This window comes from Lactobacillus sp. ESL0700 (assembly GCF_029392095.1).
Lineage (GTDB): Bacteria > Bacillota > Bacilli > Lactobacillales > Lactobacillaceae > Lactobacillus.
Map to the genome: position 1 here is coordinate 424,541 of NZ_CP113930.1, position 11,712 is coordinate 436,252.

The 11,712-nt window shown below is 36.3% G+C and carries 14 protein-coding genes; 12 read left to right on the forward strand and 2 right to left on the reverse strand.

The features are described 5' to 3' along the window. Positions 1 to 579, forward strand: coding sequence for an ECF transporter S component (locus OZX63_RS02240; RefSeq protein ID WP_277144193.1), 579 nt, complete (start codon positions 1 to 3; stop codon positions 577 to 579). 43 nt (positions 580 to 622) lie between these two features. Here the strand turns inward: OZX63_RS02240 and udk are convergent, their stop codons facing one another. Next, a complete protein-coding gene (gene udk / locus OZX63_RS02245; RefSeq protein ID WP_277144195.1) occupies positions 623 to 1,267 on the reverse strand; it encodes a uridine kinase in 645 nt (214 codons plus the stop codon). Between the two features lie 166 nt (positions 1,268 to 1,433). Between udk and OZX63_RS02250 the strand changes: the two genes are divergently transcribed. The 11 genes from OZX63_RS02250 (at position 1,434) to OZX63_RS02300 (ending at position 10,914) form a co-directional block, all read left to right on the forward strand. Beyond that, positions 1,434 to 4,187 (forward strand): sigma 54-interacting transcriptional regulator, encoded by a 2,754-nt coding sequence (locus OZX63_RS02250; RefSeq protein WP_277144197.1) that lies wholly within the window; start codon positions 1,434 to 1,436, stop codon positions 4,185 to 4,187. A gap of 168 nt (positions 4,188 to 4,355) precedes the next feature. Continuing rightward, the gene (locus tag OZX63_RS02255; protein WP_277144200.1) at positions 4,356 to 4,826 is read left to right on the forward strand and encodes a PTS sugar transporter subunit IIB; all 471 of its coding nucleotides are present in this window, start codon (positions 4,356 to 4,358) and stop codon (positions 4,824 to 4,826) included. A gap of 9 nt (positions 4,827 to 4,835) precedes the next feature. Then, entirely contained in the window at positions 4,836 to 5,675 is an 840-nt protein-coding gene (locus OZX63_RS02260; RefSeq protein WP_277144201.1) for a sugar phosphate isomerase/epimerase family protein, read from the forward strand. A 15-nt stretch (positions 5,676 to 5,690) separates the two neighbouring features. After that, the gene (locus OZX63_RS02265) at positions 5,691 to 6,479 is read left to right on the forward strand and encodes a PTS sugar transporter subunit IIC (RefSeq protein ID WP_277144203.1); all 789 of its coding nucleotides are present in this window, start codon (positions 5,691 to 5,693) and stop codon (positions 6,477 to 6,479) included. Then, positions 6,460 to 7,290 carry a PTS system mannose/fructose/sorbose family transporter subunit IID gene (locus OZX63_RS02270; RefSeq protein WP_348535263.1) on the forward strand — a complete coding sequence of 277 codons (831 nt, stop codon included), beginning with the start codon at positions 6,460 to 6,462 and terminating at the stop codon, positions 7,288 to 7,290. The genes OZX63_RS02265 and OZX63_RS02270 overlap by 20 nt, the downstream gene beginning before the upstream one ends. A 35-nt stretch (positions 7,291 to 7,325) precedes the next feature. Beyond that, entirely contained in the window at positions 7,326 to 8,321 is a 996-nt protein-coding gene (locus OZX63_RS02275; protein ID WP_277144205.1) for an SIS domain-containing protein, read from the forward strand. Between the two features lie 12 nt (positions 8,322 to 8,333). Next, complete coding sequence (locus OZX63_RS02280; RefSeq protein ID WP_277144207.1) at positions 8,334 to 8,747, forward strand: PTS sugar transporter subunit IIA; 414 nt, start codon at positions 8,334 to 8,336, stop codon at positions 8,745 to 8,747. Between the two features lie 144 nt (positions 8,748 to 8,891). Then, positions 8,892 to 9,764 (forward strand): fructokinase ScrK, encoded by an 873-nt coding sequence (gene scrK / locus OZX63_RS02285; RefSeq protein ID WP_277144209.1) that lies wholly within the window; start codon positions 8,892 to 8,894, stop codon positions 9,762 to 9,764. A gap of 90 nt (positions 9,765 to 9,854) precedes the next feature. Beyond that, a complete protein-coding gene (locus OZX63_RS02290; protein ID WP_277144211.1) occupies positions 9,855 to 10,073 on the forward strand; it encodes a hypothetical protein in 219 nt (72 codons plus the stop codon). Between the two features lie 173 nt (positions 10,074 to 10,246). Next, complete coding sequence (locus OZX63_RS02295) at positions 10,247 to 10,633, forward strand: PTS lactose/cellobiose transporter subunit IIA (protein ID WP_277144212.1); 387 nt, start codon at positions 10,247 to 10,249, stop codon at positions 10,631 to 10,633. An 86-nt stretch (positions 10,634 to 10,719) separates the two neighbouring features. Then, positions 10,720 to 10,914, forward strand: a complete 195-nt coding sequence (locus OZX63_RS02300; protein WP_277144214.1) for an immunity protein — start codon at positions 10,720 to 10,722, stop codon at positions 10,912 to 10,914. A gap of 53 nt (positions 10,915 to 10,967) precedes the next feature. Here OZX63_RS02300 and OZX63_RS02305 read toward each other — a convergent pair whose 3' ends face one another. Further along, positions 10,968 to 11,681, reverse strand: coding sequence for a GntR family transcriptional regulator (locus OZX63_RS02305; protein ID WP_277144216.1), 714 nt, complete (start codon positions 11,679 to 11,681; stop codon positions 10,968 to 10,970). Positions 11,682 to 11,712: the final 31 nt, after the last annotated feature.

The following is an 11,712-nucleotide window of genomic DNA, read 5'->3' on the forward strand; positions in this document are numbered from 1 at the left end:
ATGTTTACAAGATCATCAAAATGGAATGTTAAAGCTATTATTTTAGTTGCCTTAATTGGGATTTTGATGGGTATCTTTTATACCTATGGCACCAATGGGCTCTATAATTTGGTTAAAATGTTGCTGCTGCCGACGGGGTACGCTCCGGCAACCGACGCCTTTTTTGCGGGGTTATGGTTAATGGCGGCGCCGCTTGCGATGTATTTTGTCCCGACAACTGGCTCGGGATTAGTGGGCGAATTGCTGGCTTCAATCGTGGAGATGGCTTGTGGCGGCCAGTGGGGCGTCACCACTGTGGTTTCTGGTTTAATGCAGGGCTTAACGAATGAAATTGGCTTTTTCCCGAAAAAATCTCGCTACCAAAGATTTTCTTGGCGCAGCGTTTTGACAGGTGCCTTTTTTGCTAGCTTTGGCTTTTTTATACCGTGCTATCTAATGTATGGCTGGTATAAATTTGCGGTTAAGGTGCAGATTGTGATGTTCTTTGTCAGTATCATCTCGTCAGTTTTATTTGACGGGGTGTTAGTTAAGCTGATTACTAACTTGTTTGATCGGGCGTTAAAGCCAAAAATAGAATAATTTTAAATAAATAAAAAGGTCGAGGATAATTTCCTCGGCCTTTTTAATTGGTTACTTCTTTTCGTAAAATTGCGTGGACTTTAGTGGTTAACATGTCAATCGCAACATCATTTGCGCCGCCTTCGGGAACAATGATGTCGGCGTAACGCTTGGTTGGCTCAATGAACTGATGATACATTGGCTTAACTGTGCTTAAGTATTGGCTAATTACGGAGTCAATTGAACGGCCACGTTCATTAATGTCGCGTTCAAGTCGTCTGATGAAGCGGATGTCGTCATCGGTATCAACATAGACCTTAATGTCCATTAAGTTCCGAATTTCTTCGCTTCCTAAAACCAAAATTCCTTCAAGAATGATGATGTCAGCAGGTTCAATATGAATAGTTTCACTGCTTCTTGTGTGTTCTTTAAAGTCATAAACTGGCATTTCAATTGGCTTGTAGTTAAGTAAGTCGTTGATTTGTGCTTTAAGCAAGGGAATATCGAACGCATCGGGATGGTCATAATTAATTTTCATCCGCTCGCTCATCGGAATACCGGTATTATCCTTGTAGTATGAATCCTGCGTCATGATTAGGACGTGTTCATTTTCCTGCATTTGGTCAACAATTTTATGGGCAATCGTTGTTTTTCCACTGCCCGAGCCGCCGGTAATCCCAATTACGACGGGTTTTTCAAGTTTAGACATTCAGACTCTCCTTTTTTATCACATAACATTCTACTTTAGTTTGGGTTGAAATACCACTGATAAAGTGATAAATAACAGATTTTAAATTAAAATAACCGATTTCGCCTTGAACAGTTTTTGTAAAACCGCTAACATAATTGTGAAATGAATTTACGGAGCAAGTGGTATGAATATTAAAGCGAAAATATTATCTTTAATTAAGGAAAATAATCAATCTGAAGGACACTTTTTATCAACTAGTGACTTGGCAAATAAATTAAATGTTAAAAGAAATACGGTCAGTCATTATCTTAATCAATTGGTAAAAGAAAATCAGATTATTAAAATTAACACTCGGCCTGTGATTTTTGTAGATCGCTCTAGTGTCGGGCAAGACAGCGATCAGCCATTAAAGCAGGAATATGCAAGTATTGCCGAATTGAAGCAGAGCCTTTCTGGTTCCGATACTTTTAAAAGTGTGATTGGTCATGACCAGTCACTTTATAGCCAGATTAGAAAGCTAAAGGCAGCAGCGTCTTATCCTGGGAGGTTGCCAATTCTAATTAATGGTCAAACAGGAACGGGTAAAAGCTACATTGCGCGAAAGTTTTTTGATTATTGTGTAGAGAAGGGATATATTGCCGCACAAGGAAAATTTGTTAGTTTTAACTGTGCGGAATACGCGGATAATCCGGAATTATTGACCAGTACATTATTTGGTTATGCCAAAGGAGCATTCACCGGTGCGGACGAAGCCCATAAAGGATTGTTTGATGAGGCCGATAATGGCATGCTGTTTTTGGATGAGGTTCACAGGCTAGATCCTAAGGGCCAGGAAAAATTATTTTCTTATCTTGATACAGGAACAGTCTCCTCATTAGGTGAAGCCGCGGAAAAAAGACAGGTAAACGTGCGCTTAATTTGTGCTACTACCGAAGATATTCAGAGTAGCTTTTTATCGACTTTTATTCGCCGGATTCCAGTTCAGATTACGATGCCACCGTTGAAAGAAAGGACTTCCAACGAAATTCGTTCGTTGATAATTTACTTTTATATCCAACATGCCAAGAAAATTGGGCGAAGTTTACAAATTAATAATCAAGTCTTTGCGACGCTGATGAACATGGATTTCAAAAGTAACATTGGCCAACTGAAAAATGCTGTTTTATTGTCTGTGGCTAGTGCTTTGGGCGAAGCTGACTCAGCTGGCACAGTGCAAGTTAAACTCGGAGATCTTCCGCAAGATATTTTGCTTTCTGAGGTTAATTTGGATAAGCAGGGGATGTCACAATCGCAGAGTGATATTGTCATTAACTCGGAAAGTAAATTAACCGATTTTATAAATAACCGCCAAAGCATTAACTATATTAAGCAAACTTTTGAAAATATTTTTTCTATGTATGAGCAGGAGGATTTTTCCTCTTTTCAAATTAAGGCTTTTTCTAAAGTTAATGCCTTGTGTGATTACTTAGTTTTTAAAAAAGATATTTTAGATATTGGCGAATTGCCCTTGGATTTTATTAAAAAATCACTTAATAGTGAAATAGGATACCTGCAGGACGACTTGCGCAATGACTTTAATGGCAATCTTATTGTTGCCATTTCGTATTATTTTTATTTTAGACAAGAGAATTGCTGGTCTGTTTCACCACATGAGGGGCAACTGGCAACCGAGATAATTACTAAAATGAATGAAAGTAATTATACGGCTCAGGTTGTTCAAACGGTTATTAACGTTGTAAGTAAAATGCTAAATTTGCATACTGATGAAATCGATAATCTTTTTCTGACGATTTATCTTAGTGGCGTACAACGTAAGAAAAATTCTGGCTTGATACATTGTATTTTGCTAGCTCATGGCTATTCAACTGCTAGTAGTATTGCGGATACAGTTAATAAAATTGCTGGTGAACCGCTTTTGGATGCTTTTGACATGCCGATAGATATTCAAACAGAAGATATTGCTCAAAAGGTGTCGAATTATATTCATGTTCGGCACGTAACTAATGGCTTAATCTTAATGGCAGACATGGGATCTTTGGAAAAAATTCCAGAATTACTCAAAAAAGATTTGAACTTTCCTGTGGTTATTTTTAATAATGTTTCTACTCAATTGGCACTGTTTGTTGCAAGTTATGTTAAAGAGCGTCGGCCAATTGACACGATTGTACAGAAGATGGACAAAGTAATTCATAATGATTATCGAATTGTTTATCCCAAGATGGTTAAGCAAAATGTGATTATTGTTTGTTGCTCAACTGGTGTGGGGACAGCAAATAAGATAAAGGAAATGATTCAGGAAAGTTTGCCAAAAGACGTTGATATTAAGATTATGGCATGTTCGTATGAATGGCTAAAAATTGAGGATCAGGAAAGTGCAATTAAAAGAAAATATAATGTTTTAGTTGTGATTGGGACAATTGATCCTAAATATAGCAGTGTCCCATTTATTTCCTTAGATCAATTAGTTAATGGCTCCAAAATCAGTTTGCTGCAAGGTACGTTAAAAGATAGCCTGAGTGTAGATGATTTATACAGATTTAATGATTTGATTTTGAAAAACTTCAGTATTGAAAGGGTAATTAATTCATTAACAATACTAGATACAAAAGAAGTAATTAAAAATATTGACTTGTGTATCAAGAAAATAGATGAGTATCTGGACACGAGATTGCCTAACCAAACAATTATGGCATTGTATGTACATATCAGCTGTATGATTGAAAGAATAATTCGTAATCAGGTTTTAGAAATCGAGCCGATAGATTTTAAGATAGATAAGAATAGTCAGGACAATTTTAACTATATCAAGAAGGCTTTGCATTTACTTGAGCAAGTTTATAATATTAAGATTCCACTTGTGGAAGTTGAGTATATTTATGAATTGATTTTTAAGACTAAAAATAATCAGCTAGACTACACAAAAGATGATGATTTTTGACAGTAACTTTTCAAATAAAATAGTGTCAAATTCTATCTAAAAAGTACAAAATAATTTATTAAAAGCGCAATCATAATCATGATTGCGCTTTTTTGACAGAAACTTGGCACGAAAATTGCTTATATATGTTTGAAGTGCGAATTTAATAATTTTAAGGGAGGAATTACTTTGATTAGACTTATGCGAGTAGATCATCGGTTATTACATGGTCAAGTTGCCTTTTCATGGACACAAGAGCTAGGTGTTAACTGCATTTTGATCGCGAATGATGATGTGCCAAATAATGATATTCGTAAGACAGCGATGAAATTAGCTAAACCACAGGGTGTCAAGCTAGTAATTAAAAATATTGAGAACTCTATCAAGGCTCTGCAAAGTGGCGTTACGGATAAGTATAAATTGTTTATTGTTGTTGAGTCAGTAGCGGACGCATATGCGTTAGCGACAGCATACCCCAAAATAAAACAAATTAATTTGGGTGGCACTAAGCCGGCTGATGGAACAAAACAAATCAGTAAGGCAGTTAATCTTACTCCAGACGATGAAAGTAAATTAAACGAACTTATTGAGAAGGGTTGTGAAGTTGAAATCAGACAAGTTCCTAATGATAAAAAAGTTTTCTTCAAGGATATTGAATAGGCATGACTTATGAACAATAAAATTAGTAAGACCCGATTATCAGCGATGAATTACTACTATCGCAACTTTTCGTTGGATTATTTTTTAGACTCAGTTAGTCAAGATGGGTTAACAAATATTGAATTATGGACTAGTCCGCAACATTTTTGGATTGAAAAAGATGGTCACCAAGATGTTAAGGAATTAAAAAGAAAAGTAGCAGCTCATCATTTGCAAATTATTTGTTTAACACCGCAGCAGAGTAATCCTAATCCGTATAACTTAGCGGCCAAGGACGAGAGATTGCGCAAAGGCTCATTTGGCTATTTTAAAAATCTAATTGATAGTGCAGCAGAGTTAAATGTACATCTAGTTGCTCTTAACTCTGGCTGGGATTTTTATGATGAAAATCCTGCTGAAGCTTGGGATAGATCAGTTGCAATGCTCAAGATGGTTGCTGACTATGCGAAGGATCGTGAAGTTAAAATTGCCATTGAAGCGTTACAACCAGATGAATCGCATCTAGTGAATTCGATTGTTGATTTAAAGCATTATCTAAAAGATGTAGGTAGAGATAATGTTGGCGTCAACTTGGATTTAGGTGCCATGGCTAGGAATTATGAGACTATTGCACAATATTTTGAATCATTAGGAGAAAAAATAATTCATTGCCATTTTGTTGATGGTAATCCTGTAGGGCATCGCTGCTGGGGTGAAGGCGAGCGTAATCCCGGAGAAGACTTCAATGTATTTAATTACTATGGCTATCAAGGATATTTTACTTTTGAATTTGGTCAATCCAAGTATTTTTTAAATCCTGCGGAAACTGAAAGAAAAGCATTGCGGTTTTTAAATCCGTTTTTAAAGTAGATGGGAGAAATAAACATGAGTAATGTGGGAACGTCTTTATTAATAGGCCTGATAGGGTTTATGGGACCACTGGACTTTGTTATTGGGTCTAACATGCTAAACAGACCTATCATTTTGGGTCCATTAGTTGGTCTTGTTTTAGGAAATTTGACACAGGGAATAATCATTGGTGCATCCTTGGAATTGGTCTTTATGGGTGCGATTTCGGTTGGTGCCTATCTGCCCCCTGATGTTATCGTTGGTGGTGTTTTAGGAACTGCCTTTGCGATTTCTTTGGGTAAAGGTGTTGGTGCCGCAATCGCAATTGCGATGCCAATTGCCATGCTTTCGTTAGCGATTGGTAATTTGACAAGTGTCATTTTCCCAGCGATTGCACATATTGGTGATAGATATGCTAAGCAAGGTAAGCCAGGAGGAATTACGGCATCATTATGGGGAATTGGTTTAATTGAATGTACTCGTCGGGGAATATTGTGTTTCTTAGGGTACTTCGTTGGTAATGCAGGGATGAAGACATTGCTAGGAATGATTCCGCAAAATGTAATTGATGGCCTTCAAGTAGCAGCTAACATGTTGCCCGCTATTGGGTTTGCAATTCTGTTGCAAATGATTATTAACGATACTGTACTGCCATATTTCTTCCTTGGATTTTTATTATCGGCTTATCTAAAGGTTCCAGTATTAGGGGTTGCATTGTTCGGCTTAATCATAGTTGTTGTAAAACTTCATAACGATAAGAATAAACCAGCTGTTAGTGCTAATGGATCTGTAGAGGAGGATATTGATGATGACGATGACTTCTAATGAAAAAAAGGTAACCAATAAAGATTTAAGACAGATTATGTGGCGTTCACTTACCATGGAATTTGGTTGGAACTATGAGCGTCAAATGCACTTGGCCTTTGCCTATATGATGGCGCCATTAATGAAGAAATTGTATGGTGATGATCAAAAGGAATACGCCGAATCACTGGAACGACAGATGGAATTCTTTAATTGTACGCCACAATTTGTACCATTTATTGGTGGTGTTGTGGCATCAATGGAAGAAGAAAATTCAAAAGAAAAGGATTTTGATGTTTCAACAATCAGTGCAATCAAAACTGCACTGATGGGGCCTTTATCTGGTATTGGCGATTCCTTATTCTTGGGAACCTTGAGAGTATTAGCAATTGGGATTGCAGCTTCCTTGTCCTTAAAAGGCAATATTTTAGGGCCAATACTATTTTTACTAATCTATAATGTTCCAGCTTATATCGTTAGATACTTTGGTGTAAAGGCTGGTTACAACATGGGTACTAGCTACTTAAATAAAATCCAAGCTTCTGGACTGATGGATAAGTTTAAGGATGCGGCAGGTATCTTGGGAGTTATGGTTATCGGTGCCATGACGCAGAATATGGTTGTTGTAAAGGTAGTAGCTAAATTTGGTACTGGTAAAACAGCTACGTCACTTCAAAGCATCTTAGATGGTATTCTTCCAGGACTTTTATCGTTAGTTGTTCTATATATCTTTTATGTTTTGAACAAGAAAAAGGTCAATGTCCTGTGGCAACTTTTAGGGGCAACTGTTATTGGCGTATTGCTAACCGTCTGGGGCGTACTTGGAGTTTAGTGTAAAAATAATTATTAATGAAAGAGAGAATAAAAATGCGTAAATTTAACAAACAAGAATTAGTAGACAGTATGAATGGTGCTTTAAAATTAAGACCACAGATTAATGAAGTAATTGATCCATTATATAAAAAAGGTATTTCTAATATTTGCTGGTTAGGAATAGGTGGCACTTATGCTTCTGCTATGCAAGCCGTTATTCACATGAAGGAAAAGACAGCTCTAGAAACTTTTTATCAAAACGCTGCCGAATATATCGTGACAGGTAACAAGAGAATTACTGATAAAACTCTAGTAATTATTTCTTCAGTTACTGGTAACACCAAGGAAATGGTTGATGCTGTTAAGAAATTAAATGAAGTTGGTGCAATTGTCCTAGGTTTTATGGATGATCCAAAGGCAAAGTTGGCATCAATGTTAACTTATTGCATTTCTTATCCAGAAAATGAACAATTGAAATTCTTCATGGTTGGCGACCGTTTGATGTATCTAAATGGCGAATTTCCAGATTATGATGAATTTTATCAAGAAATGGACAAGCACTTTGCTCAAGATATTGCTGATGTGCAAGAAGGTGCTGATGCATTTGCCAAAGACTTTGCTGAAAAGCACCATGATGATGCAATTCATTACTTTGTTGGTGCCGGTAATCAATGGGGTGCCACATATTCTTATGCGATGTGCTACTGGGAAGAGCAACACTGGATTAGAACTCGTGCAGTAGAAGCAGCAGAATTTTTCCACGGGATGTTTGAAATCGTCGACCGTGATACTCCAGTTACTGTTTATGTTGGTGAAGATACACAACGTCCTTTAAGTGAAAGAGTTGCAAAATTCTTACCACAAATCTGTGGCAATTATACAATTATTGATTCCAAAGACTATGATTTGCCTGGAATTTCTGAAAAATATCGTGGTACCTTGTCACCATTTGTTTTCCATGCAATTAATAATCGGATTGATGTTCATATTGAGCATATTAATCGTCACCCAATGGATATTCGTCGTTATTATCGCGCCTTACCATACTAATTGGAGGCGAAGATGGTCGGAGTATTAATTTGTACCCACGGTAATTCTGCTCAAGAGTTACTTAAATCAGCCGAGATGATTTGTGGTGAACAAAAGAATTGTGAAACTGTTAAATTTGCAATGGGGGAGTCATTGGATAAATTGCAGGCAGAGCTTGATGAAAAAATCAGTTTGCTAGATGATACAGTTCTTTGTTTAACGGATCTAAAAGGTGGCACGCCATTTAATACCTTAGTTAGGTTAACTCAAAAATATCCACAAATGGAGATAGTCACCGGTGTAAACATTCCAATGTTGTTACAATTATTTATTAATCGCGGACAGATGGCAGTATCTGAACTGGTTGATTCAATTGTCGATGCAGGTAAAGTAGGTGTATATCGCTATCAGGCTGCTAAACCTGATACTAATGATGAAGATTTTTAAAGAGCAATAAATTTATTTTCTAAATCTCGAAGGTAAAACTTCGAGATTTTTTGAATGTAACTTTTATTTTTGAACTTGATTGAGTTAAACTTAAATAGTTAAAATAATGAAGTTATTAAAATGTTAAGTATCAAGGAGATAAAAATGTTATTTGGCTCAATTGAAGGTGGCGGAACAAAATTTGTCTGTGCAGTAGGTAATGAAAATTATCAGGTTAAGGATTCAATTTCGTTTCCGACAACGACGCCGCAAGAGACATTGCAAAAGGCAGCCGATTATTTTAAACAATTTGACATAGCAGCTATTAGTATTGCGTCTTTTGGGCCGGTTGAAATTCGACAAACAGCAGCTAATTATGGTTATATTACAACCACTCCCAAAAAGGGCTGGCAGAATACAGATTTCGTCGGCTTCATAAAAAAGCAAATAAATGTTCCAATCTTTTTCACAACTGATGTTAACGGATCCGCATATGGAGAATATGTCATGTCGCTATTATCTAATGAAGACATTGATTCGCTGGTTTATTACACGATTGGCACTGGCGTTGGCGGTGGTGCGATTATTGATGGCAAACTAGTTGGTTCTTTAGGACACCCTGAAATGGGCCACGTTTTACTTAAGCGCCATCCTGATGATTTAGAATTTAAGGGTGTATGCCCATATCATCATGATTGTCTTGAGGGGCTTGTTTCTGGGCCAACATTTGAAGCACGTTTAAATAAAAAAGGCAAGGATGTGCCATTGACCGATCATGTATGGGATATTATGAGTTACTACGTGGCCCAAGCTGTTTTGCAAGTAACATTAATTTTACGACCAGATAAAGTAGTCTTTGGTGGCGGGGTAACTAGCGAAGCATTTTTGCAAAAAGTCCGCCGCGATTTTGCTCAAATGTTAAATGGTTATGTTAGTGTGCCGGACTTAGATAAGTATATTGTAATGCCGGCAATTGCTGGTAATGGTTCGGCAACAGTGGGTAATTTTGCCTTGGCTAAACGCTTGTTAAAAGAATAGTATTTTCATCAAAAATATATTGCCTTTTTGATAAATGTACCTATAATGTATGTATAAAAATATCTTTAATAAAAGTTGAAGGCGATATTTATGAATAATATGTTGATAGGAATCGTTTTAGGTGTATTGTTACTTTGTGCTGGTGCTTGGGAAGCTTTTGCAATGCATAAAAATATTGGTTTTAATAAAACTCATGCTAGCAAAGAGACTTCGCCATTTTTGTTAGGTTCTTACTGGATGGAGCTAGTCTTTAGTATCGTATTCATCGTTGGCGGTATTGTAATGCTGATTGGTTCAGTGATAGCTTAAGACATTTTATAAAGAATTTAAACTTTAGCAATCTTCTTAAAGGGTATAATGGATTAAATAGCTTGCTTGTGAATGATAATATATGCTATTAATGAACAGTTTACTTATTTTTTGCAAGCGCTATAATTAAAATATAAAACTTAATATTTAATACATTTTAGGAGACTAATAAGATGGCTGAAGAAAAAAATACTGCTAAAGAAGAAACCTCAGAAGACCAGGAACAAGCAACTTTAATGGCAGCAATGGGCTTGATTGCTAATGGTGGTAATGCCAAAAGTTTAGCATTTGAAGCAATTCGCGCTGCTAAAAAAGGCGACATTGACACTGCTAGATCGAAGTTAAAGGAAGCTGATGATTCCTTACTTCAGGCGCATAATTCACAAACAGATATGTTAACTAAGGAAGCACAAGGCAAGCACACACAAGTTACTCTGCTAGTTGTGCACTCACAAGACCATTTGATGAATGCCATTACTTTTAGAGATTTGGCAGGAGAAATGGTAGATTTGTATGAAAAGTTGTACAAAGCTGATGCGTTAGAAAAAGACAGTGAATAATCTTGATCAAAAAGAGGCCTTGGTAGGCCTTTTTTTGTACAATAATATAATTATTTCTAAAAGCTACAAGAAAGGGGTGCTTTACAATGATTGCAAAGATTTCTCAAATTATTATTGTTTTGTTAGGCGTTTGGGAATTGTATGCTGTGTATAAGACTTATCATGGCGCTAAAGTGCATGGTGGTAAAAGCACATCGGCATTTTTGCCGCTGGCTTTGTGGTCAGGAATTGTCTTTGGCTTTGCTTTAATTGGTTCAGGCTTAGCATTTTTATTTAGCTGATGTTGAAATTAACAATTGATTTTGCGATATTACGGCAACGTAATATCGTTTTTTTATACCTGATTTAGTGTTAATTCACCTTGATCATAACGGTTGCGTGTCTGTGAAAATTCGAAAGGAGTTCCATTATTTAAAAAACATATTTGTTCAACTTCAAAAACTGGGTCATCTGGCCCACATTCTAAATATAGTTTGTCGTATGCATCGGGCTTGTCAGCTCGAAAGGTACGATTGGCTTTACCAATTTTAAGATGAAGACTGTTTTCAATATAACTATAGATTGATCCTTTAAGTACGGCAATTGTAATTCCTGGAATGATCTTTTGTGGCATAACTGTATATTCAAGTCTTACAGGGAAATTGTTTAGTAACCGTTGTCTGATAATATCATAGACTAGATCATGTGGATTGATCTTGAGCAAAGCTTTTTCTTTTGCTGTGGGTTCTCTTGTTGCAAAGGAAATAATATTGCTAGTTAAGTATTTAGTATTTTCAATTCTCGATGTAAAGCCAACGTGTTCATTAGCGTTATCTTTTTTGGAAATTTCAATTTCTTCTTCAGTTAAAATATATGTTCCGTGACCTTTAACTGGTCTAACAATCCCCTTATAGTTTAGAAATCGTAGTGCCTTAACAATTGTAACTTTACTGGTGTTGTAAATTATGGCTAGTTGTTGGATATAAGGTAATTTATTTTGATATTTGTGTATTAGGATATCTTTTTCGATATTGTTGGCAATCGCAATATATTTTGGTTTGACAGACATGATAACCTCTTTTCTCCGTAAGTAAACATTA